22 protein-coding genes are annotated in these 25,159 nt (G+C 60.9%); 18 read left to right on the top strand and 4 right to left on the bottom strand.

Annotated elements, in window-relative coordinates; translation table 11 throughout:
- Positions 1 to 40 precede the first annotated feature (40 nt).
- The 3 genes from ACQ4WP_RS24715 to map are packed head-to-tail and all read right to left on the bottom strand — an operon-like array spanning position 41 to position 4,258.
- The gene (locus ACQ4WP_RS24715; protein ID WP_436525271.1) at positions 41 to 790 is read right to left on the bottom strand and encodes a pseudouridine synthase; all 750 of its coding nucleotides are present in this window, start codon (positions 788 to 790) and stop codon (positions 41 to 43) included.
- Positions 791 to 832: 42 nt separating this feature from the next.
- On the bottom strand, positions 833 to 3,400 hold the full coding sequence (locus ACQ4WP_RS24710; protein WP_436525269.1) for a [protein-PII] uridylyltransferase: 2,568 nt from the start codon (positions 3,398 to 3,400) through the stop codon (positions 833 to 835).
- 45 nt (positions 3,401 to 3,445) lie between these two features.
- Complete coding sequence (gene map / locus ACQ4WP_RS24705) at positions 3,446 to 4,258, bottom strand: type I methionyl aminopeptidase (RefSeq protein WP_436525267.1); 813 nt, start codon at positions 4,256 to 4,258, stop codon at positions 3,446 to 3,448.
- Positions 4,259 to 4,672: 414 nt separating this feature from the next.
- On the opposite strand from map, the gene rpsB reads away from it, so the two are divergent.
- The 17 genes from rpsB (at position 4,673) to ACQ4WP_RS24620 (ending at position 21,513) form a co-directional block, all read left to right on the top strand.
- Positions 4,673 to 5,425 carry a 30S ribosomal protein S2 gene (gene rpsB, locus ACQ4WP_RS24700; RefSeq protein ID WP_096235109.1) on the top strand — a complete coding sequence of 251 codons (753 nt, stop codon included), beginning with the start codon at positions 4,673 to 4,675 and terminating at the stop codon, positions 5,423 to 5,425.
- A 158-nt stretch (positions 5,426 to 5,583) separates the two neighbouring features.
- Positions 5,584 to 6,495, top strand: a complete 912-nt coding sequence (gene tsf, locus ACQ4WP_RS24695) for a translation elongation factor Ts (protein ID WP_332858776.1) — start codon at positions 5,584 to 5,586, stop codon at positions 6,493 to 6,495.
- Positions 6,496 to 6,642: 147 nt separating this feature from the next.
- Positions 6,643 to 7,359 (top strand): UMP kinase, encoded by a 717-nt coding sequence (gene pyrH / locus ACQ4WP_RS24690; protein WP_071077758.1) that lies wholly within the window; start codon positions 6,643 to 6,645, stop codon positions 7,357 to 7,359.
- A gap of 120 nt (positions 7,360 to 7,479) precedes the next feature.
- Entirely contained in the window at positions 7,480 to 8,040 is a 561-nt protein-coding gene (frr, locus tag ACQ4WP_RS24685) for a ribosome recycling factor (protein WP_102122155.1), read from the top strand.
- A gap of 98 nt (positions 8,041 to 8,138) precedes the next feature.
- Positions 8,139 to 8,906 (top strand): polyprenyl diphosphate synthase, encoded by a 768-nt coding sequence (uppS, locus tag ACQ4WP_RS24680; protein WP_426072878.1) that lies wholly within the window; start codon positions 8,139 to 8,141, stop codon positions 8,904 to 8,906.
- Entirely contained in the window at positions 8,906 to 9,739 is an 834-nt protein-coding gene (locus tag ACQ4WP_RS24675) for a phosphatidate cytidylyltransferase (protein WP_436525263.1), read from the top strand. The genes uppS and ACQ4WP_RS24675 overlap by 1 nt, the downstream gene beginning before the upstream one ends.
- A gap of 8 nt (positions 9,740 to 9,747) precedes the next feature.
- Positions 9,748 to 10,932, top strand: coding sequence for a 1-deoxy-D-xylulose-5-phosphate reductoisomerase (gene ispC, locus ACQ4WP_RS24670; protein ID WP_436525261.1), 1,185 nt, complete (start codon positions 9,748 to 9,750; stop codon positions 10,930 to 10,932).
- On the top strand, positions 10,929 to 12,290 hold the full coding sequence (gene rseP, locus ACQ4WP_RS24665; RefSeq protein WP_436525259.1) for an RIP metalloprotease RseP: 1,362 nt from the start codon (positions 10,929 to 10,931) through the stop codon (positions 12,288 to 12,290). The genes ispC and rseP overlap by 4 nt, the downstream gene beginning before the upstream one ends.
- Positions 12,291 to 12,373: 83 nt before the next feature.
- A complete protein-coding gene (gene bamA, locus ACQ4WP_RS24660; protein WP_436525257.1) occupies positions 12,374 to 14,710 on the top strand; it encodes an outer membrane protein assembly factor BamA in 2,337 nt (778 codons plus the stop codon).
- Positions 14,711 to 14,762: 52 nt separating this feature from the next.
- Positions 14,763 to 15,281: an OmpH/Skp family outer membrane protein gene (locus ACQ4WP_RS24655; protein ID WP_219135450.1), complete on the top strand. Its 519-nt coding sequence runs from the start codon at positions 14,763 to 14,765 to the stop codon at positions 15,279 to 15,281.
- Positions 15,282 to 15,306: 25 nt separating this feature from the next.
- Complete coding sequence (gene lpxD, locus ACQ4WP_RS24650) at positions 15,307 to 16,362, top strand: UDP-3-O-(3-hydroxymyristoyl)glucosamine N-acyltransferase (RefSeq protein ID WP_436525255.1); 1,056 nt, start codon at positions 15,307 to 15,309, stop codon at positions 16,360 to 16,362.
- Positions 16,359 to 16,853 carry a 3-hydroxyacyl-ACP dehydratase FabZ gene (gene fabZ / locus ACQ4WP_RS24645; protein ID WP_071324018.1) on the top strand — a complete coding sequence of 165 codons (495 nt, stop codon included), beginning with the start codon at positions 16,359 to 16,361 and terminating at the stop codon, positions 16,851 to 16,853. Before lpxD ends, fabZ begins: the two co-directional genes overlap by 4 nt.
- Positions 16,853 to 17,644: an acyl-ACP--UDP-N-acetylglucosamine O-acyltransferase gene (lpxA, locus tag ACQ4WP_RS24640; protein ID WP_436525252.1), complete on the top strand. Its 792-nt coding sequence runs from the start codon at positions 16,853 to 16,855 to the stop codon at positions 17,642 to 17,644. The genes fabZ and lpxA overlap by 1 nt, the downstream gene beginning before the upstream one ends.
- On the top strand, positions 17,628 to 18,812 hold the full coding sequence (gene lpxB / locus ACQ4WP_RS24635) for a lipid-A-disaccharide synthase (protein ID WP_436525250.1): 1,185 nt from the start codon (positions 17,628 to 17,630) through the stop codon (positions 18,810 to 18,812). The genes lpxA and lpxB overlap by 17 nt, the downstream gene beginning before the upstream one ends.
- A 44-nt stretch (positions 18,813 to 18,856) precedes the next feature.
- Positions 18,857 to 19,495, top strand: a complete 639-nt coding sequence (gene rnhB, locus ACQ4WP_RS24630) for a ribonuclease HII (RefSeq protein ID WP_436525248.1) — start codon at positions 18,857 to 18,859, stop codon at positions 19,493 to 19,495.
- Positions 19,492 to 20,277 carry a TrmH family RNA methyltransferase gene (locus ACQ4WP_RS24625; protein WP_436525246.1) on the top strand — a complete coding sequence of 262 codons (786 nt, stop codon included), beginning with the start codon at positions 19,492 to 19,494 and terminating at the stop codon, positions 20,275 to 20,277. The genes rnhB and ACQ4WP_RS24625 overlap by 4 nt, the downstream gene beginning before the upstream one ends.
- 21 nt (positions 20,278 to 20,298) lie before the next feature.
- Positions 20,299 to 21,513 carry an aminotransferase class V-fold PLP-dependent enzyme gene (locus tag ACQ4WP_RS24620; RefSeq protein ID WP_436525244.1) on the top strand — a complete coding sequence of 405 codons (1,215 nt, stop codon included), beginning with the start codon at positions 20,299 to 20,301 and terminating at the stop codon, positions 21,511 to 21,513.
- A gap of 48 nt (positions 21,514 to 21,561) precedes the next feature.
- Here the strand turns inward: ACQ4WP_RS24620 and ppsR are convergent, their stop codons facing one another.
- Positions 21,562 to 22,410, bottom strand: a complete 849-nt coding sequence (gene ppsR / locus ACQ4WP_RS24615) for a posphoenolpyruvate synthetase regulatory kinase/phosphorylase PpsR (protein WP_436525242.1) — start codon at positions 22,408 to 22,410, stop codon at positions 21,562 to 21,564.
- A gap of 152 nt (positions 22,411 to 22,562) precedes the next feature.
- Between ppsR and ppsA the strand changes: the two genes are divergently transcribed.
- Complete coding sequence (ppsA, locus tag ACQ4WP_RS24610; protein ID WP_436525240.1) at positions 22,563 to 24,995, top strand: phosphoenolpyruvate synthase; 2,433 nt, start codon at positions 22,563 to 22,565, stop codon at positions 24,993 to 24,995.
- Positions 24,996 to 25,159: the final 164 nt, after the last annotated feature.

The raw sequence follows: 25,159 nt of genomic DNA, 5'->3' as shown, positions 1-25,159 counted from the left end.
GCCTGGCATGCCTGGGCGCATGCCATCTTGATGCAGTCGCTTAAAACTGTTCGTCCGCGCTCAGATAGCGCCACTGGCCCGTCGGCAAGTCGCCCAGCTTGACCTTGCCGATGCGCACGCGTTTCAGACCCAGCACCTTCAGGCCGACGGCTTCGCACATGCGACGGATCTGGCGTTTCTTGCCTTCGCGCAGGGTAAAGCTCAACTGGTCTTCATTTTGCCAGCGCACCTTGGCCGGCAGCAGCGGCTTGCCGTCGAGCCACAGGCCGTGGTTGAGCTTTTTCAGCTCGCTGTCGGGCAGGGTGTCGCCCTTGGTGTAGCTCACGCGCACCAGGTATTCCTTGTCGATATCGGTATCGTGGCCGATCAGCTGCTTGGCCACGCGTCCATCCTGCGTCAAGACCAGCAAACCGACGGAATCGATGTCCAGGCGTCCGGCTGCCACCAGGCTGCGCAGTTGGGTCGGGTGGAACTGTTCCGGGCTGCGGTCTTCCGCCCAGCGGTTTTCCGCCTTGATCAGGGCAACGGCGGGCGTGTAGCCGTCTTCGGCCTGGCCGCTGACATAGCCCATCGGCTTGTTGATCAGCACGGTAACCCGTTTCGACTGTTCGGCCGCCGCCTGGCGCTCGACGGTGACACGCTGGCTGGGGGTGACTTTGCTGCCCAGTTCGGACACCACCTTGCCATCCACGCGGACCCAGCCGCGCGCGATCCATTCATCGGCTTCACGGCGCGAGCACAGGCCCAGTTCGGACATGCGTTTGGATAAGCGTAATAATTCTTCGGTCATGTTGTTTCAGTTTCAGTAAGGGTGGGCGCTGCGCGGAGGTCATTACACTTTCAGCGCATCGAGTAAATCGGTTTCCAGCAATATCTGGTTGCGGGCATTGTTGAGCGCGGGACCGTCGACGAGGAAGACGTCTTCGACCCGCTCGCCCAGGGTCATGATCTTGGCCGTGTGCAAGTTGATGCGGTACTTGGTCAGCACATTGGCGATGGCATACAGCAGGCCGGTGCGGTCGTTGGCGGCCACCGACAGCAGGTAGTACTGGCCCCTTTCATCGGGCCGCAAATCCACCGTCGGCTGGAAGGGGAAGGTGCGCGACAGGCGCGACAGCCGTCCCTTGCCCGGCGGCGGCAGCGGCGCCTGCGACTGCAGCAGTTCGCCCAGCTCATGCTCGATCAGGCTGATGATGTCGCGGTAGCTCTTGGCAAAGTTCTGCTCGGTGACGAGAAAAGTGTCGAGCGCATAGCCATTCCTGGTCGTGTGGATTTTCGCGTCGAGGATGCTGAAATTCTTGCGGTCGAAATAGCTGCAGATGCGCGCGAACAGGTCGGGCTGGTCGGGAATGTACACGGCCACCTGCAAGCCTTCGCCGATGGGCGCCAGCCGGCATTTTACCACCGGCAACTTGCTGTCGAGCTTGTCATACAGCGAGCGCGTCTGCCAGGCGATGTCGGAGGCGTCGTGGCGCAGGAAATACGCCACGTCCAGCTGCTGCCACAGTTTTAGGTGCGCATCCGGCGGCAAACCGTACAGGCGCAGGGTGGCCAGCGCTTCCTGCTGGCGGTTCTTCAGCTCGCGGTCGGCCGTGTGCGGCTCGCCGCCAAGTACGCGCAGGGTGATTTTGTACAGGTCTTCCAGCAGCTTGCCCTTCCAGGCATTCCACACTTTCGGGCTGGTGCCGCGGATGTCGGCCACCGTCAGCAGGTATAAACCCGTCAGGTGGCGCTCGTCCTTGACCACTTTCGCAAAGGCGGCGATGACGTCGGGGTCGGACAGGTCCTGCTTTTGCGCCACTTGCGACATAGTCAGGTGATTTTCCACCAAGAACGCCACCAGTTCCGTGTCTTCTTCCGACAGGCCGTGGTCCTGGCAGAACTGGGTGGCGTCGGCCACGCCCAGCTTGGAATGGTCGCCGCCGCGGCCCTTGGCGATGTCGTGGAACAGGGCCGCCACGTAGAGCAGCCACGACTGCGAGAAATCGGCCATCAGCTGGCTGCAGAACGGGTATTCGTGCGCGTGTTCGCTCATCGTGAAGCGGCGCATGTTGCGCACCACCATCAAAATATGCTGGTCGACCGTGTACACGTGGAACAGGTCATGCTGCATCTGGCCCACGATGCGGCGGAAATTCGGCAGGTAGCGGCCCAGGATGCTCATCTCGTTCATGCGCCGCAGCGCGTGGATGATGCCCACGGGCGCCCGCATGATGCGCAGGAAGAGGGCGCGGTTGACGGGGGCCTGGCGGAAGGCGGCATCGATCTTGAAGCGCGCGTGCCACAGGGCCCGCGTGGCGCGCGACGTCATGCCCTTCAGGGCCGGGTGCTCCGTCATCAAGACAAAGATTTCCAGCATGGCTGACGGATATTGCTCGAACGTATCGTCGGCGCTGATATCGATCAGGCTGTTGACTTCATTGAAGCGTTCGTTGATGGGCACGGCCACGTCGTCTTGCGGAAACAGCCGCGCCTCGATGTTTTGCAGCAGAATCGTGTTGAGCTGGGTCACGGTCTTGGCGGCCCAGTAATAGCGCTGCATGAGGAATTCGCTGGCGCGGCGCATGTGCGGCCCGCTGCCCGTGGCCTGCAGGCCCAGCGATTCGGCGATCGCCGTCTGCACGTCGAACACCAGGCGGTCTTCGCGCCGGCCCGCATGCAGGTGCAGGCGCACGCGGATATCCTTGAAGGCGCGCTCCTTTTCCATCAGCTGGCGCGCTTCCGTCAGGGTGATCAGGCCGCCTGTGGCGAGGGTGCGCCAGGAATTGGCCAGGCCGGCCGCCTTGGCCACCCACAGGATGACCTGCAGGTCGCGCAGACCGCCCGGGCTTTCCTTGCAATTCGGTTCCAGGCTGAAGGCCGTGTCTTCGTACTTGGCATGGCGCTGGCGCATTTCCGCCGTTTTTGCCTGGAAAAACGCCTGCGGGTCCATTGCTGCCTCGTAGCGCTGCTGCAATTGCGCGAACAAGTCTGCGTTGCCGCACACGAGGCGCGCTTCGAGCAGGCTGGTTTGCACGGTGATGTCGGCTTTCGATTCGACCATGCATTCGTCGACCGTGCGGATACTGTGGCCGATTTCCAGGCCCAGGTCCCACAGCAGTTGCACCAGTTCCTCGAGTTTTTCCTGCGTCGCCGCGTCCGGCGCCTGCTGCAGCAGGATCAGCAGGTCGACGTCGGAATACGGAAACAGCTCGCCTCGGCCGTAGCCGCCCACGCCCACCAGGGTCGTGCCGGGCGGCAGTCCCGCTTCCTGCCAGGCGCGCGCCAGCACCCCATCGATGCTGTGGCGAAGGCTGCGCAGCAGTTTTTCAGGCTTGCCATCGGCCTGGAAGGCCGCAATGACGACCTGGCGGTCGGCTTTCAGTTGCTGTTTCAGCTGTTCCCGAACTTGCTTTTTCATCTGGGCCCTGGGGTGGCGGTGCGTTTGGCTGGCTGGATGGCGGGATCAGGCTTTGTGCGTGATGAAGTCCGGCGGTGGCGGCATGCCGGGCGAGACGGTCAGCACTTCATAACCGGTTTCCGTCACCAGCACCGTGTGTTCCCATTGCGCCGAGTGGCTGCGATCCTTGGTCTTGATGGTCCAGCCATCGTTCATTTCGCGGATTTCGCGGCGGCCGGCGTTGATCATCGGCTCGACCGTGAAGATCATGCCCGCTTCCAGGCGTTCCAGGGTGCCTGGTTTGCCGTAGTGCAACACCTGCGGCTCTTCATGGAAGACCTTGCCGATGCCGTGGCCGCAGAATTCGCGCACCACGCTGTAGCCGGCCTTTTCCGCGTGCTGCTGGATGGCATGGCCGATATCGCCCAGGTGGGCGCCCGGCTTGATCTGGTCGATTCCCAGCCACATGCATTCATAGGTGATTTCCGACAGGCGCTTGGTCAGGATGGTGGGCGTGCCGACCAGGAACATGCGGCTATTGTCGCCGTGGTAGCCATCCTTGATGACGGTGATGTCGAGGTTGACGGTATCGCCGCTCTTGAGTACCTTGTCGCCGGGAATGCCATGGCAGATGACGTCGTTGACGGAGGTGCAGATGGCCTTCGGGTAGGGCGTGTAGCCGGGTGGGCAATAGTTCAGCGGAGCAGGGATGGTGCCCTGCACATTGACCATGTATTCGTGGCACAGGCGGTCCAGTTCGCCAGTCGTGACGCCGACCTTGACGAAGGGAGTGATGTAGTCGAGTACTTCGGCGCCGAGCTTGCCGGCAACGCGCATGCCTTCGATGTCGGCGGCGCTATTGATACGGATGGTGGGCATGGTGTAATTCGCAATCTGCAAGATAGTCGGCTGAAAAGCACGGGTGAAAAGCACAGACGAGTCCTGCGGTACGGGGAAAAGTCTGCAAATATGTTGAAATTATAAACGAGGTGCCCTGAATCCGCCGCCTCCTTCCTATAGCCGGGCAGGCATTTGTGGGGGAAATGGGGATGAAGCGGTGGCGCGGCCACGCCTTGCACCAACGTGTTGCGCCGGGCGTTTCCGCAGGGCGGGCGATTTGCAGTGCGGACTTGATGCGGCGGTCATTTCGGTGTAGAATCCCGGGTTGCTTGAATTCTCTTTTAAGCAATGCAGTAAAACAGTGTCTTTAATTTAAATAAACACGCGAATCCGGTCGACAAGGGTGCCTGTATGGTGACTGATCGGATTCCAGACCCAACCCTGGAGTTAATAATGTCCGTAACAATGCGCGAAATGCTGGAAGCCGGTGTCCACTTTGGTCACCAAACCCGTTTTTGGAATCCAAAAATGGCACCGTTCATCTTCGGCCATCGCAACAAGATCCACATCATCAACCTGGAAAAAACCATGGCGATGTACCAGGACGCAATGAAGCACGTGCGTCAACTGGCTGCAAACCGTGGCACCATCCTGATGGTTGGCACCAAGCGTCAAGCTCGCGAAATCATCGCTGCTGAAGCACAACGCGCTGGCGTGCCTTTCGTTGATCAACGTTGGTTGGGCGGCATGCTGACCAACTTCAAAACGATCAAAACCTCGATCAAGCGTCTGAAAGACATGGAAGTTATGGTCGAAGACGGTTCGATCGAGAAGCTGTCGAAAAAAGAAGCGCTGATGTTCTCCCGCGAAATGATCAAGCTGCAAAAATCGATCGGCGGCATCAAGGACATGGGCGGCATTCCTGACGCAATCTTCGTCGTGGACGTCGGTTACCACAAAGGTGCGATCACCGAAGCAGCTAAACTGGGTATCCCGGTCATCGGCGTGGTCGATACCAACCACTCCCCAGAAGGCGTGAACTTCGTGATCCCAGGTAACGATGACTCCTCGAAAGCCATCATGTTGTACGCTCGCGGTGTTGCTGATGCAATCATCGAAGGCCGTGCAGCTGCCGGTAACGAAATTGTTGAAATGGTTAAGGCAGCCGCTGGCGACGAATTCGTCGAAGTAAACGAACAGGCTTAATGGCCAGGCTATCGCGAGATAGCCGTTTGTAAGCGCAGCAGTAAGGGAAAAGGGGTGGCAGCAGCTCCCCCTTTTTTTTAACAAAAAAACGATAGGGACCGCTGGCGAGGCATGCATGCCCGGCCGCGACTATCGACTCACCGAATCAGGAGAAACACATGGCAGCGATTACAGCAGCGATGGTAGGCGAATTGCGCGGCAAAACCGACGCACCAATGATGGAATGCAAAAAAGCACTGACCGAAGCCGAAGGCGACATGGCGCGTGCGGAAGAGATCCTGCGCGTCAAACTGGGCGGCAAGGCATCGAAAGCATCGGCACGCATCACCGCTGAAGGCGTCGTGGCAACCTACATCGCCAATGGCGTAGGCGCCCTGGTCGAAGTGAACTCGGAAACCGACTTCGTTGCGAAAAATGACGATTTCCTGGCACTGGCCAACAACGCTGCCCGTCTGGTAGCAGAACACAACCCGGCTGACGTAGCTGCCCTGCTGGCCCTGCCACTCGATGGCAAGACCCTGGACGAAGTGCGCGCTGCCCTGATCGGCAAAATCGGCGAAAACATGACCATCCGCCGCTTCCAACGTTTCGAAACCAGCAACAAGCTGGCGTCGTACCTGCACGGTGCGCGTATTGGCGTGATCGTCGAATTCGACGGCGCCGATGAGCAAGTAGGCAAAGACGTGGCCATGCACATCGCTGCCATGAAGCCAGTGTCGCTGTCTTCGAACGAAGTTCCAGCGGAACTGATCGAAAAAGAGCGTTCGGTTGCACAACTGAAAGCCGAAGAAGACGCAGCCAAAGCGGCCGCCGAAGGCAAGCCAGCGCAATCGCCGGAGATCCTGGCCAAGCGCCTGGAAGGTTCCGTACAAAAGTTCCTGAAAGAAGTTTCCCTGCTGAACCAGGCTTTCGTGAAAAACGACAAGCTGTCGGTTGAGCAAATGCTGAAGGCGGCTAACACCAGCGTCAAAGGTTTCGCCATGTACGTAGTGGGCGAGGGCATCGAGAAGAAGCAAGACGACTTCGCAGCAGAAGTCGCAGCACAGATGGCTGCCTCCCAGGGAGCGTAAGTAAAGCGGGCCGAGAGGCCCGTTTTTTTGGCCCGCCCGCACCTGTTGTGCCGGGCGGCGGCATGGGCAGCCCCGCGCGCCTATCCGGCGCTGCAAGGCGCTGTGCCATGTCATACTCGAATAACCTCATTTATGGAGCCCCAGCTCATGTCAAAACCAGCCTACAAGCGCGTCCTCCTCAAGTTGTCCGGCGAAGCCCTGATGGGAGATGATCCCTACGGCATCAACCGCGCCACGATCGAGCGCATGGTGGCCGATGTGGCCGAGGTGGCGAAGTTGGGTGTGGAACTGGCAATCGTGATTGGCGGCGGCAATATCTTCCGCGGCGTCGCGCCTGGCGCGCAAGGCATGGACCGTGCCACTGCCGACTACATGGGCATGCTTGCCACCGTGATGAATGCACTGGCCCTGGCCGATGCCATGCGCCACGTCGGCATCGTCGCGCGCGTCATGTCGGCCATCGGCATCGAGCAAGTCGTCGAGCCGTACGTTCGTCCGAAAGCCCTGCAATACCTGGAAGAAGGCAAAGTGGTTGTCTTCGCCGCCGGCACCGGCAATCCGTTCTTCACCACCGACACGGCAGCCGCCCTGCGCGGTTCCGAGATCAGTGCCGAGATCGTCCTGAAGGCCACCAAGGTCGACGGCGTCTACACGGCCGATCCGAAGAAGGATCCGAACGCTACCCTGTTCCACACGATTACGTTCGACGACGCCATCGCCAAGCACCTGCAAGTGATGGATGCCACCGCATTCGCCCTGTGCCGCGATCAGAAACTGCCAATCAAGGTGTTTTCGATCACGAAACCAGGCGCCCTCATGCGCGTGATTATGGGCGAAGACGAAGGCACGTTAGTGCACGTTTAAGGCGATATGGAAGCCATCCAGGATAGTCTTGGGCGGCTTTCAATCCTCCCGACTGCGCGAACATTTACACTGCAGTAAATAATTGTAATACCCATTTATTATCAAGATATAGGAGGGCGTATGTCCTTAGCTGACGTTAAAAAGAACACCCAGGAACGCATGACGAAGTCGCTGGAAACACTGCGGGCCGACCTGGCCAAAGTGCGTACCGGCCGCGCCCATACGGGTATCCTGGACCACGTGATGGTCGATTACTACGGTTCGCCGACGGCGCTGACACAGGTCGCCAACGTGACCCTGATCGACGCGCGCACCATCGGTGTGCAGCCGTACGAAAAAAAGATGGCCAACACCATCGAAAAAGCCATCCGCGACGCCGACCTGGGCTTGAATCCATCGGCGCAGGGCGACCTGATCCGCGTCCCGACGCCGCCGCTGACGGAAGAGCGGCGCAAGGAAATGGTCAAGCTGGTCAAGACCGAAGCGGAAGACGCGAAGATTGCCGTGCGTAACATCCGCCGCGATGCGAACGAGTCGCTGAAGAAACTGGTCAAGGAAAAAGCCTGCTCCGAGGACGATGAGCGCCGCTCGTCGGAAGAAGTGCAGAAGCTGACGGACAAGTTTATTGCCGACATCGACAAGATGGTGGTCGACAAAGAAAAAGAAGTGCTGACGGTCTAGTTTTCAGTCCTCTGACGCTGCCCGGGAAAGCATGGCTTTTCCGGGCAGTGCTATTTGGCGCATAATAGTTATCTTTTATTTTTGGTATTCTTGTTTTCATGATCTATTCGAGTTCGACAACGGCAGTACCCGAGGTGGGCACGGTGCCGCGCCATGTGGCAATCATTATGGATGGCAATGGCCGCTGGGCAACCAAACGCTTCCTGCCGCGCGTGGCTGGCCACGTCAAGGGCGCTGACGCCGTGCGCGGTGTCGTCGAGACCTGCCTCGAACGGGGCGTCGAGTATCTGACGCTGTTTGCCTTCAGCTCGGAAAACTGGCGCCGCCCGGAAGAAGAGGTGTCGATGCTGATGCGCCTGTTTGTCACCATGCTGGAACGCGAAGTGGTCAAGATGCATGCCAACGACATCCGCCTGAAGGTGGTGGGCGATCTGTCGCGCTTCAATGACCAGCTGCAAACCCTGATCGCCAATGCGGAACGCAAGACGGCGCGCAATACGCGTCTGACGGTGACGATCTGCGCCAATTACGGCGGCCGCTGGGACATCATGCAGGCAGTCAACAAAATGACGGTCGAGGCTGCCGCTAACGGCCAGCCTGCCGGACAGGCTTACACGGAAGAACAACTGGCGCCGCACCTGGCCATGGCCTATGCACCCGAGCCTGACCTGTTCATCCGCACGGGCGGCGAGCAGCGCATTTCCAATTTCCTGCTGTGGCAACTGGCGTACACTGAGCTGTTTTTTACCGAGACTTTCTGGCCCGACTTCAATGACGAGTGCCTCGACGCGGCAATCGCGTCTTACCAGCAGCGCGAACGGCGCTTTGGCCGTACCAGCGCGCAATTAACTGAAAAGACAAACTGATGCTGAAAACACGGATAATCACCGCCCTGGTCCTCTTGGCGGTCTTGCTGCCGGTTCTGTATCTAAATTATTTCCCCGCCTTCGCCGTGATCGCCACGGCGTTCTTCGGCGCCGCCGTCTGGGAAAGCTTCCGCATTTTCAAAAATCGCCAGGCGCTGCTGATTGCTGCCGTCTGGACTGCCGCCTTCGCGTATACGTTTTTTGTCGGTAACGGCATGGCGCAGCTCAATTTCTGGTTTGCCCTGTGCGTGGCCATCTGGCTGATCCGTTTCGTCCCTTCGCTGGCGACGGGCTTGCCGCCTACCGAAGGCCTGGGCAATACCTTGCTCAGCTTGGTGTACCCGGTGACCATCGTTGGTTGCTTCGTCGCCATCATCGCCTTGTTCCTGCATAGCCCGCTTTACCTGCTGTCCGTCATGGCGCTGGTATGGATCGCCGATATCGGCGCGTATTTCTCGGGCAAGGCTTTCGGCAAGCGCAAGCTGGCGCCAAGTATTTCCCCTGGGAAATCCTGGGAAGGTGCCATCGGCGGCGGGATTGCCGTGCTGCTCATCGCCGCCATCACCATCGTTGCCGCGCCATCGCTGCCAGTCCTGCAAGACACCTTCGCCGTGCAGCTGCAATTGCGCCGCGGGTCGCTGGTGGCCTTGCTGGTGCTGCTGCTGATCGTCGCTGCCAGCATCGTCGGCGACCTGTTCGAATCCCAACTGAAGCGCCGCGCCGGCATCAAGGACAGCAGCAAGCTGCTGCCAGGCCATGGCGGCGTACTCGACCGTATCGACGCGCTGATCCCGGTCCTGCCATTTGCCGCCCTCGTGGCCAGCTGGCTTTAAGGAAATACATGCAATACATCACCATCCTTGGCGCGACCGGCTCGATCGGCGTGTCCACCCTGGACGTGCTCGCGCGTCATCCCGAGCAATACAGCGTGTATGCGCTGAGCGCGCATAGCCGCGTGGCCGAACTGGCCGCGCAGTGCCTGCAGTTCCGTCCGCAGCGCGCCGTCGTCGGCACGGCAGACGCCGCCCTTGAGCTGACGCGTTTGCTGCGCGGGCAGGGCATCGATACGCAAGTCGAGTACGGCGTGGAAGCCCTGTGCGCCATCGCCAGCGCGCCGCAAGTGACGGGCGTGATGGCGGCCATCGTCGGTGCGGCCGGCCTGGCGCCCACCCTGGCGGCGGCGCGTGCCGGCAAGAAAGTATTGCTGGCCAATAAAGAAGCGCTGGTCATGTCCGGCCAGCTGTTCATGGATGCCGTGCACGATAACGGCGCCGTGCTGTTGCCCATCGACAGTGAGCATAATGCCATCTTCCAATGCCTGCCGCATGCCCATGGCCGCGCGCCTGGCGCCGCCGGCGTGGCGAAAATCGTGCTGACGGCGTCAGGCGGCCCCTTCCTCACGCGCGACGTCGAGTCACTCGACGCGGTCACGCCGGACCAGGCCTGCAAGCATCCGACCTGGGCCATGGGACGCAAGATTTCCGTCGATTCGGCCACCATGATGAACAAGGGCCTGGAAGTGATCGAGGCGCACTGGCTGTTCGGCGCCCCTGCCGAGCAGATCGAAGTGCTGATCCATCCACAAAGCGTGATCCATTCGATGGTGTCGTATGTCGACGGTTCCGTGCTGGCCCAGCTGGGCAATCCGGACATGCGCACGCCGATCGCGCATGCGCTGGCCTATCCGCAGCGTATCGCTTCCGGCGTGGCGCAGCTTGATTTGGCACAAGTGGCCACCTTGCAGTTCGAACGTCCTGACTTCCGCCGTTTCCCCTGTCTGGCGCTGGCGTTCGACGCCTTGCGCGCGGGCGGCACGGCGCCGGCCTTGCTGAACGCGGCCAATGAAGTGGCCGTGCAAGCCTTCCTCGACGAACAGATCGGCTTCCGCCAGATCGACCGGGTCATCGCGCATGTGATCGAGACGGTGCCGCACGGCGCCGCTTCCAGCATCGAGGCCGTGATGGAGCAGGACCGCCTGGCCAGATCGGCCGCGCACGCGTACATCGCCCAAAGGCTGGCCGCATGACGCTCATCACCACCTTGCTGGCCTTTATCGTCGCGCTCGGCTCACTGATTACCCTGCACGAGCTGGGTCACTATCTGGTGGCGCGCTGGTGCGGCGTGAAAGTGCTGCGTTTCTCGATCGGCATGGGAAAAGTGGTGTATTCGCGCAAGTTTGGCAAGGACCAGACGGAATGGGCGATTTCCGCGCTGCCGCTGGGCGGCTATGTCAGCATGCTCGACAGCCGTGCGCAAGACCTCAGCGACTTGCCCGAAAGCGAATTGCGCCGCGAATTCACGCGCCAGAGCGTCTGGCGCCGCATCGCCATCGTGGCCGCCGGCCCGCTGGCCAATTTCCTCGTCGCCATCGTGCTGTACGCTGGTCTGTTCATGCATGGCATCGAAGAGCCGTCGAGCAAGCTCGGTCCCGTGGCCGAGCAGACGGCTGCCTATGCGGCCGGCTTGCGCAGCGGCGATACGATTGAAACGGTGAATGGCAAGGCCGTGGCCAGCTGGTCCGAGCTGCGCTGGGAACTGATCCAGGCCACCCTCGACAAACAGCCGGCGCGCATCGAAGTGCGCCGGCCCGACCGCGGCCAGCAGGAAGCGACCTTGCCGACGGCCAGCCTGACAGAAACGGACCTGGAAGGCGATGTGCTGGGCAAGCTGGGCCTGACCCTGGCCCGTTCCGCGCCCACCCTGATGGAAATCATGCCCGGTGGCGCCGCCGCGCGCGCCGGCCTGCAGAAAAACGACCAGATCCTGGCCATCGACGAACAACCCGTGCACGATGTGACGGCCGTCATCGCCACCCTGAGCCAGGCGCCTGGCCGGACCTTGCAATTGCAACTGTTGCGCCAGGGCCAGGACCTGACCTTGCCCATTACGCCGGACGCCGTGCCGGGCGCTGGGGCAGAGGGAGCTGTAACAGTTGGTAAGATCCAGGCGAAGCTGGGGCAGGTGCCGGATATGATCACCGTGGCATCGGGTCCGTTCGCCGCCGTGGGCAAGGCCACTACCAAGGTATGGGATACCAGCGTGATGAGCCTGAAAATGCTGGGTAAAATGATCACCGGCCAGGTTTCGCTGAAAAATGTGACGGGGCCCATTACCATCGCCGATTACGCGGGCCAGACGGCGCGCATCGGCCTGGTAAGCTACCTGAGCTTCATCGCCTTCATCAGTATCAGTCTGGGCGTGATGAATTTGCTACCCATTCCTGTTCTGGACGGCGGGCATTTGCTGTATTATTCGCTGGAAGTTTTGACCGGACGCCCCTTGCCGGAGCGCGTAGGCGAGATTGCCCAGCGCCTGGGGATCGGTTTGTTGCTGACCTTGATGGTGCTTGCCGTCTTTAATGACGTGTTGCGATTGCTGAATTAGGGCGGTGGTTGATGCCATTGCGTGAGTCGCACAAGCAATCTTTTGTGTATGTTGTCCATTGATTTACCCATTGAATAACCCCAATGAAATTACATTCTGCTCGTTTTGCCTTGCCTTCCTTTCGTCGCAGCCTGATCGGCGCTGCCGTCATGGCCTTGTGTGCCGGCCATGCGCTGGCCGTCCAGCCATTTACTGTCAAGGATATCCGGGTCGAAGGGATCCAGCGTACTGAAGCGGGTACTGTTTTCAGCTACCTGCCGGTGCGCGTCGGCGAAACGTTCTCCGACGAGAAGAGTATCGCCGCCATCAAAGCCCTGTACGCGACGGGTTTTTTCAAGGATGTGCGCCTGGAAGTCGATGGCGACGTGCTGGTGGTGCTGGTCGAGGAGCGCCCGGCCATCGCTGCCGTGGAATTCACGGGCACCAAGGAATTTGAAAAAGATGTGCTGGTCAAGGCATTGAAGGAAATCGGCGTGGGCGAAGCCAAGATTTTCGACAAGGCTTCGGTCGACCGCGCGGAACAGGAGCTCAAGCGCCAGTACCTGTCGCATGGCCTGTACGGCGTGAAGATCACCACCACCGTCACGCCGATCGAGCGTAACCGCGTCAACGTGGTGTTCGCCGTCGACGAGGGCGACGTGGCCCGCATCAAACAGATCAACATCGTTGGCAACAAGGCCTTCAACGACAAGGAACTGCGCGAGCAGCTGGCCCTGAACACGGGCGGCTGGTTCAGCTGGTACACCAAAGCCGATCAGTATTCGAAGACCAAGCTGACGGGCGACATCGAGGCGCTCAAGTCCTACTACCTGGACCGCGGCTATATCGAGATGCAGGTCGACTCCACGCAAGTGTCGATCACGCCCGATAAAAAAGATATCTACCTGACGATCAATATCACCGAAGGTGAAAAGTACAAGATCGCCGGCACCAAGTTCGAAGGCGAGATGTTCGGCCGCGAAGAAGAACTGAAGGCCCTGAACCTGATGCGCGAAGGTGAGATTTACTCTGGCGCGCGCCTGACGGCCACGAATAAACGCATTCAGGACCGCCTGGCCACGTTCGGCTATGCCTTCGCCAACGTCAATGCCAATCCGGAAATCAACCGTGAAAAGCATGAAGTGGGTTTCACTTTCTTCATCGATCCGGGCAAGCGCGTGTACGTGCGCCACATGAATATCGCCGGCAACACCACCACGCGCGATGAAGTCATCCGCCGTGAATTCCGCCAGTTCGAATCGTCCTGGTATGACAGCAACAAGATCAAACTGTCGCGCGACCGCGTCGACCGCCTAGGCTACTTCAAGGATGTGACCATCGACACGCCGGAAGCGCAGGGCACGACCGACCAGGTCGACGTCAACGTGACGGTGGTGGAAAAACCAACGGGTAACTTCCTGATCGGTGGCGCCTTCTCGCAATCGGAGAAGTTCACCCTGTCGGCATCGATTTCGCAGGCCAACTTCGCCGGTAGCGGCAACACGGTCGGCATCGAGCTCAATACCAGTCATTACAGCCGCACGATTGCGTTTTCGCAAACCAATCCGTACTTTACGGATGATGGCATTTCGCGCAGCTTTGAAATCTACCTGCGTACGACGGAACCGCCGGCGCTGAACATCGGCAGCTACAAGATCAAGCAAACCGGTGGCCGCGTCAGTTTCGGTGTGCCCTTCTCGGAAGTCGACACTGTCTTCTTCGGCATCGGCGCCGAGCGCTCACGCATCGAAACCGACATCACCAGCCCGGTCCGCTTCAAGCAGTATGTGGTCGACAATGGCGGCCCGTCGGACGGTATCGGTTCGGCCACCACGAACTCCATCCCGCTGACGGCGGCATGGCAACGCGACAGCCGCGACAGCGCCCTGACGCCATCGATAGGCCGCTACCAGCGCATCAACCTGGAAGCGGACGTGATCGGCGACCAGAAATACTTCCGTGCCATCTATGAGCACCAGTATTTCCGTCCGCTGTTCAGCAAGGTCACCCTGGCGTTGAAGGGCGAGATCGATTACGGCCACGGCATCGGCAAGCACGTGTATCCAGTCTTCAAGAACTTCTACGGTGGCGGCATCGGCTCGGTGCGCGGCTACCTGAGTTCCTCGCTGGGCGCGGTCGAACCGAGCACCAACGATGCGCTGGGCGGTGCTTCGCGCCTGATCGGTAACGCCGAACTGCAGATGCCCTTCCCCGGTTCGGGCAATGACCGCAGCTTGCGCTGGTTCGGTTTCCTTGACGGCGGCCAGGTCTACCAGGAAGGCGAAAAAATGCGGATCTCGCAATTGCGCTATTCTGCTGGTTTGGGCATCAGCTGGATTTCACCGGTGGGTCCGCTCAAGCTGAGCTATGCCAAGCCGCTGAACGCCAAGCCGACTGACCGCCTGGAGCGCTTCCAGTTCCAGATGGGCACCGGTTTCTAACCGGCCATCTGAACCGGGGCGACAGCTTTTACCTTTTTGACCATGGAGTATCATGAACACCGCATCCGCTACCCTGCCCAAGTCCCTTGCCGTGATCGCATTGTGCTGGAGTTCGCTGTTGCCGGTGCAGGCGCAGGCTCAGGAGTCGAAGATCGCCTGGATCAGCAGCGAACGTATTTATAACGAATCGAAGCTGGCCAAAGCGGCCAGCGCCAAGCTGGCCGAAGAGTTCCGCTCGCGCGAAAAAGCCGTGCAGGAACTGGGCAGCCGCTTCAAGGTGGCCAACGAAGCCCTGGAAAAGGACATGCCCACCCTGAGCGAGGCCGAGCGCGCCAAGCGCCAGCGCGAGTTTTTCGAGCTGGACAAGGAGCTGCAACGCCGCCAGCGCGAATTTCGCGAAGACTTGAGCCAGCGCACGAACGAAGAGCGCAGCGCCATCGCGGAAAAAGCCAACACCATCATCCAGCAGATGGCGCATATCGAAGGATATGACATCGTGCTGCAGGAAGCCCTGTGGGCCAGCCCGCGCATCGACATTACCGACAAGGTCTTGAAGGCGCTGGACAAGTAACAGTAACAAAATAAGGGTTATCAAGATGGGCACTCGACTAGGAGATTTGGTCGAACGCTTCGGTGGACAGTTGGCGGGCGAGCCCAACCTGGAAGTCACAGGGATCGCACCGCTGGCCGATGCCGGCGCTTCGCACATCAGTTTTCTCAGTAATAGCAAATTCCGCGCACAGGCGGCGCAGAGCGGCGCTGCCGCGCTGATACTTACGCCGGCTGACGATGCGCTGATCGGTGTCGAGTATGCCGGTGCGCGCATCGTCACTCCGAATCCCTATGTCTATTTCGCGCGCGCGGCGCAGTATTTCGCCGCCCTGCATGAGATCAAGGCACCAATCGGCATCCATCCGCGCGCCTTTGTCGACGCCAGCGCGCAGGTCGACGCCAGCGCCTCTGTCGGCGTGCATGCGGTGATCGAAGCGGGCGCCGTGATTGGCGCCGGCTGCGTCATCGGCCCTGGCTGCGTGGTGGGGCGCGATGCCATCATCGGCGCGGGTACCCAGCTGCTCGCCAACGTGACCTTCCACGCGCGCTGCGTGATCGGCCAGCGCGGCATCATCCATTCGGGCGCCGTGATCGGCACCGACGGATTCGGCTTCGCCAACGAAGGTGGCGTGTACATCAAGATTCCGCAGACGGGCAGGGTGGTGATCGGTGACGATGTCGATATTGGCGCCAATACCACCATCGACCGTGGCGCACTGGCCGACACCATCATCGAAGATGGCGTCAAGCTCGATAACCAGATCCAGATCGGCCACAACTGCCATATCGGCGCGCATACGGCCATGGCCGGCTGCGTCGGCGTGGCTGGCAGCGCCATCATCGGCAAGTACTGCACCTTTGGCGGCGCCGCCATGGTGCTGGGCCATTTGACGATCGCCGACCGCGTTCATGTCGGCTCGGGCAGCATGGTCTCGCGCTCGATTCTGGAAGCGGGCCAGTACACGGGTTTTTATCCGCTGGCCAAGAATGCCGACTGGGAAAAGAGCGCCGCCATCGTGCGCAACCTGTCAAGCATGCGCGAGAAGATCCGCACGCTTGAAAAAACAATTAAAACACTGACCACGCAAGACGAAAAATGACTACTGAAAAAAAGACCCTCGACATCCTGGCCATCAAATCGCTGCTGCCGCACCGCTACCCGCTGCTGCTGGTTGACCGCGTGCTGGACTGGGAAGCGAACAAATCCATCACCGCCATCAAGAACGTGACGGTCAACGAAGAGTTCTTCCAGGGGCATTTCCCGCACAAACCGGTCATGCCCGGCGTGCTGATGATCGAAGCGCTGGCGCAGACGGCGGCCTTGCTGTCGTTCCTGACGATGGGCGTGAAACCCGATGAAAATTCGGTGGTGTACTTTGTCGGCATCGATAATGCGCGCTTCAAGCGTCCTGTCGAACCGGGCGACCAGCTGAAGATGGATGTGGAAATCCTGCGCGTCTCGCGCGGCATCTGGAAATACAAGGCAGTCGGCTCGGTCGACGGCAAAGTGGCGCTGGAAGCGGAACTGATGTGCACCATCCGCAGCGCGCAGGATGCGAGCCAGTCTGCGAGCCAGCCAGCGGGGCAGTGATGGCGGCCATCCACTCTACGGCAGTGATTGAGCCGAGGGCCGAGCTCGACAGCTCGGTCGAGGTGGGTCCGTACACCATCATCGGTCCGCACGTGCGCATCGGCGCTGGCACCAGGGTCGGTCCGCATGTGGTCATCGACGGCCACACGACGATTGGCAGCGACAATCACCTGTTCCAGTTTTCCTCCATCGGCGCACAGCCGCAGGATAAAAAATGGGCGGGCGAGGCGACGCGCCTGGAAATCGGCGACCGCAACACCATCCGCGAATTCTGCACCTTCAATACGGGCACCGTGCAAGGTGGCGGCGTGACGCGCCTGGGCAACGACAACTGGATTTCGGCGTATGTGCACCTGGCGCACGACTGCCTGGTGGGCAACAACACGATCTTTTCGAACAATGCCCAACTGGCGGGCCACGTGGAGATCGGCGACTGGGTCATCATGAGCGGTTTCGCCAATGTGCACCAGTTCTGCAAGATTGGCGCGCATGCCTTTGTCGGCATGAGCACCAGCCTGACGCAGGACGTGCCTCCTTTCGTGCTCCTGAACGGGAATCCGGCGCAGGCGCATGGCGTGAATATCGAGGGTTTGAAACGCCGCGGCTTTACGCGCGAGCAGATCAACGGCATCCGCACCGCGTATAAACTCATCTATCGCTCCGGACTGACCCTGGAAGAATCCAAGGCAGCCCTGTTCGAAGAAGAAGCGGCGTCGTCGCCCGAGGTGGCGGAACACATTCGCGCCATGCGTGAATTTTTGGGCGTGGCGTCGCGTGGCATCGTCCGCTGACCAGGCCAGCGGCCTGTCGGTCGCCAATGTCGCCATCGTCGCCGGCGAGGTGTCGGGCGACCTGTTGGCCAGCCGGCTGCTGTCCGGCCTCGTGCCGCAGCTGCCCGGCGCGCGCTTCCACGGCATCGGTGGCGAGCACATGGCCAAACAGGGTTTCGTCTCCGACTGGCCGCTCGACAAGCTGACAGTGCGTGGCCTGTTCGAGATCATTCCCCGCTACCGCGAAATCAAGGGTATCCAGAACGCGCTGCGCGACCAGTTGCTGGCCGAGCGTCCCGCCGTCTTCATCGGCGCCGACTATCCCGGCTTCAACCTGGGGCTGGAACAGCAGTTGAAGGAGGGGGGCATCCCCACCGTGCATTACATCGGGCCGCAGATCTGGGCCTGGCGCGGTGGCCGCATCAAGAAAATCATCAAGGCTGTTTCGCACATGCTGGTGATCTTCCCGTTCGAGGAAGAGATCTACCGCAAGGCGGGCGTGCCCGTCACCTATGTCGGCCATCCGCTGGCCGAAATGATTCCCCTGCAGCCCGACGAAGCGGCCGCGCGCCGCACCCTGGGCTTGCCGGAAGACGCGAATGTCGTGACCCTGATGCCGGGCAGCCGCATGGGTGAACTCAAATACAATGCGGTGGCGTTCGTGGCCGCCTGCAAATTGCTACTGGCGCGCGACCGCTCGCTGCGCTTTGTCGCGCCCATGGCCGGCGAAAAGCAGCGCCAGTACTTCCTGCAGCTGATCCGCGAAGCGGGTTTGCAGGACGTCGAGATACTGCTCACCGATGGCGGTTCGCACACGGCCATCTGCGCCGCCGATGCGGTGCTGGTGGCGTCGGGCACGGCGTCGCTGGAAGTGGCGCTGTACAAGAAGCCCATGGTCATCGCCTACAAGATGATGCGCGCGTCGTGGGAAATCATGCGCCACATGGGTTATCAGCCGTGGATTGGTTTGCCAAATATCCTGGCGCGCGACTACCTGGTGCCCGAGCTGCTGCAAAACGCGGCCAGCCCGGAAGCGCTGGCCGACGCCATGTGGCAGCAGCTGAGCGACGTGCCGGGCCGTCTGCGTCTGGTGCAGCGCTTTACGGACATGCACCACAGCCTGCTGCGCGACAGCGCGCGCGAGAGCGCCAACGCCGTCATGCAGGTCATCGCCAGCAACCGGAAATAAATCCCGATCACCGCTTCAACCGTAGTACCAACCAAAGATTCAACGTGAAAAATATCTATCCCGGCCTGTTTGACGACTTGCCATTCTCGCTCGATGAAATCATCTGCGGCGTCGACGAGGCAGGCCGCGGTCCGCTGGCCGGCCCTGTGTTCGCCGCCGCCGTGATTCTCGACCCGCAGCAGCCGATCGACGGCTTGCGCGACTCGAAAAAACTCACCGAGGCCAAGCGTGACCTCCTGGCACCGCAGATCAAGGCCAAGGCCCTGGCCTGGGCCATCGCCGAAGCGTCGGAAGAGGAAATCGACCGCCTGAACATTTTGCAGGCGTCGATGCTGGCCATGCGCCGCGCCGTCGAGGCTTTGGCCACTGTGCCGACCCTGGCCCTGATCGACGGCAACCGCTGCCCCGTGATGCCGATACGCGGCATGGCCATCATCGGCGGCGACGACAAGGTCGATTCGATTTCCGCCGCCTCGATCCTGGCCAAGACGGCGCGCGACGCGGCCCTGGTGCACTTGCATTCGGCCTATCCCGAGTACTGCTTCGACCAGCACAAGGGCTACGGCACCAAATTGCACCTGGAGCGCTTGCACTTGCACGGCGCCTCGCCCGTGCACCGCCGTTCGTTCGCACCCGTGCGCAATGTGATCGCCCTGTTCGGCGCGCAGGAGGTGGTGGCATGAAGACGATTACCTCGCGCGACAATGCGCAATACAAGGATTTGCTGAAGCTGGCGGGCAGTTCACAGGCGCGCCGCAAGTCGGGCCGTACATTGCTCGATGGCGTGCACCTGTGCGTGTCCTACCTGCAGCTGCGCGGCATGCCGGAGCAGTGCATCGTCAGCGAAAGCGCCTTGCAAAACGGGGAAGTGGCGGACATCGTCGGCCAGCTGGAAAGCCAGCGCGCGCATGTTCTGGGCTTGCCCGACGCGCTGTACAACGCGGTGAGCCAGGTCGAGCATGGCGTGGGAGTGATGTTCCTCGTCGAGACGCCGGAACGGGCCGTCACGGCACCGCTGAGCGTGTCGGCCGTGCTGCTCGACAATCTGCAGGACCCGGGCAACGTGGGCTCCATCCTGCGCAGCGCCGCCGCTGCCGGCATCACGCAGGTGTACTGCAGCGCCGGCACGGCCTTCTGCTGGTCGCCGAAGGTGCTGCGCGCGGCCATGGGTGCGCACTTCGTGCTCGACATCTTTGAGAACGTCGACCTGGCGGCGCTCGTTGCCGGCGCCAAGGTGGCCACTCTCGCCACCAGCGGCTACGCCACGCAGCGCCTGTACGACGTCGACCTGCGCCAGCCGGTCGCCTGGCTGTTTGGCCATGAAGGGCAGGGCGTGGCCGGCGACTTGCTGTCGATGGCGACGCACCAGGTGGTCATTCCCCACCTGGGCCAGATCGAATCGCTGAATGTGGCCGCCTGCGCCGCCGTGTGCTTTTTCGAACAGCTGCGCCAGGGCCAGTCCTGACACTTCCAACCAAAGCCCGCCATGCCTGATCAACCAGTTCTGCCTTTGCTCGCCGACGGTGCTGCACGTGACGAGGCCTGGTGGCGCCAGGTCGCCGCCTTTTATCCCGCGCCGCCGGACGCCATCGTCAATCTTGAGCATGGCTATTTCGGCGCCATGGCCGCGCCCGTGCAAGCCGCCTTCGAGCAGGCCGTGCGCTACACGAATGAACAGCTGAGTCCTTTCGTGCGCGGCGAGTTCACGCGCACGCATGTGGATATTGTGCGCCAGCGCGTCGCTGCGCTGATCCAGGCGGAGCCGCACGAGATCCTGCTCACGCGCAGCGGCACCGAGGCTATGCAGGTGCTGATCACGCAATACCACGGCCTGGCGCCCGGTGATACCGTGCTGTGGAGTAATCTCGACTATCCGGCCATGCGCACGGCCATGCGCTGGCTGGCGCAGCGCCGTGGCGTCACCAGTACGCAAGTCACATTGCGCTTGCCCATCGGCGATGACGAGATCATCGCCCGTTACGCGCAAGCCATGCGCCGGGCCGTCAAGCCCAAATTGCTGCTGCTGTCGCAGGTAACGCCAGCCAACGGTCAGCAACTGCCGGTGACGGACATCATGGCGCTGGCGCGCGAACATGGCATCGACGTGCTGCTCGACAGCGCCCATGCGCTGGGGCAGGTCGACGTGGACGTGCAGACCATGGGCGTCGATTTCGCCGGTTTCAATCTGCACAAATGGCTGGGCGCGCCGGCGGGACTGGGTGTCGTGTATATCCGCGCGTCGCAGTTGCACAAGATCGAGCCGCATTTTGGCGACGATGATTATCCGCCAGGGGATATCCGCAGCCGCCTGCACATGGGTATGCCACCGATCGGCGCCATCCTGGCCGCGCCTGCCGCGCTTGACTTTCATGAGCGCCTGGGCGGCACGCCGGCCAAGACTGAACGCCTGGCCTGGCTGCGCAATTACTGGGTCAGCCGCGCCGCGCAACTGCCCGGCGTGCGCCTGCTGTCGCCACTGGACGCAAAGCGCGGCACGGCGCTGGTGGCCTTTGCCGTCGATGGCATGGAGGCACGCGCGCTGCAGCAGGCCTTGCTGCAGCGCTTTGGCGTATTTACCGTGCAGCGCAATATCGGCGATACCGATATCGTGCGCGCCACGGTGGCCGTCACGACGCAGACCAGCGAACTCGATCAGCTGGTGGCGGCGCTGACGGTGCTTTCCAAAGAAACGAACACCTGACAAAACCGTAGCGAGCGGACGCGCAGCAGGTCTGGTCCGGCGTTTTTCCTAGTAATCGCGGCGGTTCGGCTTAATCTCTTGCAAGATCGTCGTGGAGATCTCCTCGATCGACTTGGTGGTCGATGAGAGCCAGCGGATACCTTCGCGTTTCATCATTTTTTCCGCCTCGTTGACCTCGTAACGGCAATTTTCGATGGCCGCATACTTGCTTCCAGCGCGTCTTTCGTTGCGTATTTCCGACAAACGTTCGGGCGTAATGCTCAATCCGAAAATTTTATTCTTAAATTCCAGTAAGGCGGATGGTAGCTTGTCGCGCTCGAAATCATCGGGAATCAGCGGATAATTGGCCGCCTTGATGCCGTACTGCATGGCCAGATACAGGCTGGTCGGAGTTTTGCCAGAGCGCGAAACACCCACCAGAATGACATCGGCCGAGGACAGGTTCTTGTGCGACTGGCCATCGTCGTGCGCCAGCGAATAGTTGATTGCCTCGATGCGGTTCTTGTATTCCTCGCTGTCGACGATGTTGTGCGAGCGCCCGATGGTATGGGTCGACATCACGCCCAGTTCCTGCTCCAGCGGGGCGACAAAGGTCTGGATCAGGTCCATGTGCATGCCGCTGGACTTGCGGATCACGGCCGACAGGTCGTTCTTCACCAAGGTGGAGAAAATGATCGGGCGCTGGCCATCGGTGGCGAAGGCCTCGTTGATCTTGCGCGCCGCCTCGTAGGCCTTGTCCATGGTGTCGATGAAGGGCAGGCGGATCTGGCGGAAACGCAGATCGAACTGCGTCAGCACCGAGTGGCCGAACGTCTCGGCGGTGATGCCGGTGCCGTCGGAAACGAAGAAGACGGTGCGGGCCGCGGAGGGCAGAGGGGGGCGTGGATCTTGTGTCATGGGTTTTCGGATCAAGATTGTGCGTCGTCAATTTGCGCCGCACAAGGTAAAATGGCTGCAACGGTATGATTGTGCTGCACGACGCCAAGAATAACAAGAAGACTGTCTGTGCGCCGCGCGTAAAGATTTCTATCATCAGTAAGGGTGTCATTATGACCAACGCAGTATCGCAACAGCAGGAAGACAAGGACGCGGTGTATGTTGCCTCGTTCGAGCATTTGCGCATGACGGATGTTGAATCTGTCGGCGGCAAGAACGCCTCCCTGGGCGAAATGATCAGCCAGCTGGCGGAAGCCGGCGTGCGCGTGCCCGGTGGCTTTGCCACCACGGCGCAGGCATTCCGCGATTTCCTGTCGTATAGCGCCAACGGCGGCTTGCCGCTGGCCGAACGCATCGCCCAGCGCCTCGAAGGCCTTGACATCGATGACGTGCGCTCGCTGGCGCAAGCCGGTGCCGAGATCCGGCTATGGATCGTGGAAACCCCATTCCAGCCACGCCTGACCGCCGAAATCGACCAGTTCTATGCCAAGCTGGTGGCTGATTCCGATACCGAAATGTCGTTTGCCGTGCGTTCTTCGGCCACGGCGGAAGACTTGCCGGACGCGTCTTTTGCTGGTCAGCAAGAAACCTTCCTGAACGTGGTCGGCATCGACAACGTGCTCGACGCCATGAAACAGGTGTTCGCGTCGCTGTACAACGACCGCGCCATCTCGTACCGCGTGCACAAGGGTTTTACGCACGCTGAAGTGGCCTTGTCGGCCGGCGTGCAGCGCATGGTGCGTTCCGACCTGGGTGCGGCCGGCGTGATGTTTACCATCGATACCGAGTCGGGCTTCAAGGATGTGGTGTTCGTCACCTCCAGCTATGGCCTGGGCGAAACCGTGGTGCAGGGCGCCGTCAATCCCGACGAATTCTATGTGCACAAGCCGATGCTGGAAAAAGGCAAGTCGCCTGTGATCCGCCGCAATATCGGCTCGAAACTGCTGAAGATGGAATTTACGAACGAAGCGAAAGCCGGCCGTTCCGTGAAAACCGTCGACGTGCCCGTCGAAATGCGCAATCGCTACTCGCTGAACGACAGCGAAGTGGTGGAACTGGCCAAATACGCCGTCATCATCGAAAACCATTACGGCCGTCCCATGGACATCGAGTGGGGCAAGGATGGCCGCGACGGCAAGCTGTACATCCTGCAGGCGCGTCCTGAAACCGTCAAGTCGCAGCAAAAGGCGACCGACGTGCAGGAACGCTTCAAGCTGAAAAGCACGGGCACCGTGCTGACGTCCGGCCGCGCCATCGGCCAGAAGATCGGCGCCGGCCCTGTGCGCGTGATCCACGACCCGGCCGACATGGAGCGCGTGCAGCCAGGCGACGTGCTCGTGGCCGACATGACGGACCCGAACTGGGAACCGGTCATGAAGCGCGCGGCGGCCATCGTCACCAACCGTGGCGGCCGTACTTGCCACGCTGCAATTATTGCGCGTGAGCTGGGCGTGCCAGCCGTCGTCGGCTGCGGCAATGCCACCGACGTGCTGAAAGACGGCACCTTCGTCACCGTGGTGTGCTCCGAAGGCGACGAAGGCAAGATCTACGACGGCTTGCTGGAAACGGAAGTGTCGGAAGTGTCGCGCGGCGAATTGCCGAAGCTCGACACCAAGATCATGCTCAACGTGGGCAACCCGCAACTGGCGTTCGACTTCCAGTCCGTGCCGAATGCCGGCGTGGGCCTGGCGCGCCTGGAATTCATCATCAATAACAATATTGGTGTGCATCCGCGCGCGATCCTGGAATACCCGAACATCGACGCCGACCTGAAAAAGGCCGTGGAATCGGTGGCGCGTGGCCATGCCTCGCCGAAAGCGTTTTATATCGACAAGCTGGCTGAAGGCATCGCCACCATCGCTGCCGCATTCTGGCCGAAAAAAGTCATCGTGCGCCTGTCCGACTTCAAGTCGAACGAGTACAAAAAGCTGATCGGCGGTTCGCGCTACGAGCCGGACGAGGAAAACCCGATGCTGGGCTTCCGCGGCGCGGCGCGCTACCTGTCGGCCGACTTCTCCGAAGCGTTCAACATGGAATGCGAAGCGATGAAGCGCGTACGCAACGACATGGGCCTGACGAACGTGGAAATCATGGTGCCATTCGTGCGCACCCTGGGCCAGGCCGAGAAAGTCATCGACCTGCTGGCGAAAAATGGCTTGAAGCGCGGTGAAAACGACTTGCGCGTCATCATGATGTGCGAAGTGCCGTCGAACGCCATCCTGGCCGACCAGTTCCTCGACCATTTCGACGGTTTCTCGATCGGTTCGAACGACCTGACCCAGCTGACCCTGGGCCTGGACCGCGATTCCGGCATGGAATTGCTGGCCGCCGACTTCGACGAGCGCGATCCCGCCGTGAAAGCACTGTTGTCGCTGGCCATCAAGGCTTGCCTGGCGCGCGGCAAGTACATCGGCATTTGCGGCCAGGGTCCTTCCGACCATCCGGACTTTGCCGTCTGGCTGATGGAGCAGGGCATCGAATCGATGTCCCTGAATCCCGACTCGGTGATCGACACCTGGCAAAAGCTTGCTGCGCTGAAAGCGTAAGCATCTTTCCACCCTCTGGAAACCCGCTGCCGCTCACCCGGCAGCGGGTTTTTTTTATGGTGCGCCCGGCAGGGCGCACTTACTTGGAGGTGCAAGTCCTCTACTCGCCCGACAAGGGGAAGAGTTAGCCGAACGGCAAGGGTGTCGCGGGCGACTGCGAATCT

Source organism: Janthinobacterium lyxosi, from assembly GCF_051380665.1.
GTDB lineage: Bacteria > Pseudomonadota > Gammaproteobacteria > Burkholderiales > Burkholderiaceae_D > Janthinobacterium.
The sequence above is the reverse complement of the archived record's forward strand: the minus strand, read 5'-3'. Positions and strand labels throughout refer to the sequence as shown.

Excerpts from the sequence above, each read along its gene's own strand:
- tsf (WP_332858776.1), top strand. The coding sequence starts at position 5,584 with ATGGCAGCGATTACAGCAGCGATGGTAGGCGAATTGCGCGGCAAAACC.
- ACQ4WP_RS24710 (WP_436525269.1), bottom strand. The coding sequence starts at position 3,400 with ATGAAAAAGCAAGTTCGGGAACAGCTGAAACAGCAACTGAAAGCCGAC.
- ACQ4WP_RS24655 (WP_219135450.1), top strand. The coding sequence starts at position 14,763 with ATGAACACCGCATCCGCTACCCTGCCCAAGTCCCTTGCCGTGATCGCA.
- ACQ4WP_RS24675 (WP_436525263.1), top strand. The coding sequence starts at position 8,906 with ATGCTGAAAACACGGATAATCACCGCCCTGGTCCTCTTGGCGGTCTTG.
- map (WP_436525267.1), bottom strand. The coding sequence starts at position 4,258 with ATGCCCACCATCCGTATCAATAGCGCCGCCGACATCGAAGGCATGCGC.
- lpxD (WP_436525255.1), top strand. The coding sequence starts at position 15,307 with ATGGGCACTCGACTAGGAGATTTGGTCGAACGCTTCGGTGGACAGTTG.
- ppsA (WP_436525240.1), top strand. The coding sequence starts at position 22,563 with ATGACCAACGCAGTATCGCAACAGCAGGAAGACAAGGACGCGGTGTAT.
- lpxA (WP_436525252.1), top strand. The coding sequence starts at position 16,853 with ATGGCGGCCATCCACTCTACGGCAGTGATTGAGCCGAGGGCCGAGCTC.
- ACQ4WP_RS24620 (WP_436525244.1), top strand. The coding sequence starts at position 20,299 with ATGCCTGATCAACCAGTTCTGCCTTTGCTCGCCGACGGTGCTGCACGT.
- frr (WP_102122155.1), top strand. The coding sequence starts at position 7,480 with ATGTCCTTAGCTGACGTTAAAAAGAACACCCAGGAACGCATGACGAAG.
- pyrH (WP_071077758.1), top strand. The coding sequence starts at position 6,643 with ATGTCAAAACCAGCCTACAAGCGCGTCCTCCTCAAGTTGTCCGGCGAA.
- bamA (WP_436525257.1), top strand. The coding sequence starts at position 12,374 with ATGAAATTACATTCTGCTCGTTTTGCCTTGCCTTCCTTTCGTCGCAGC.
- rpsB (WP_096235109.1), top strand. The coding sequence starts at position 4,673 with ATGTCCGTAACAATGCGCGAAATGCTGGAAGCCGGTGTCCACTTTGGT.
- fabZ (WP_071324018.1), top strand. The coding sequence starts at position 16,359 with ATGACTACTGAAAAAAAGACCCTCGACATCCTGGCCATCAAATCGCTG.
- ACQ4WP_RS24715 (WP_436525271.1), bottom strand. The coding sequence starts at position 790 with ATGACCGAAGAATTATTACGCTTATCCAAACGCATGTCCGAACTGGGC.
- ppsR (WP_436525242.1), bottom strand. The coding sequence starts at position 22,410 with ATGACACAAGATCCACGCCCCCCTCTGCCCTCCGCGGCCCGCACCGTC.
- uppS (WP_426072878.1), top strand. The coding sequence starts at position 8,139 with ATGATCTATTCGAGTTCGACAACGGCAGTACCCGAGGTGGGCACGGTG.
- ispC (WP_436525261.1), top strand. The coding sequence starts at position 9,748 with ATGCAATACATCACCATCCTTGGCGCGACCGGCTCGATCGGCGTGTCC.
- rseP (WP_436525259.1), top strand. The coding sequence starts at position 10,929 with ATGACGCTCATCACCACCTTGCTGGCCTTTATCGTCGCGCTCGGCTCA.
- ACQ4WP_RS24625 (WP_436525246.1), top strand. The coding sequence starts at position 19,492 with ATGAAGACGATTACCTCGCGCGACAATGCGCAATACAAGGATTTGCTG.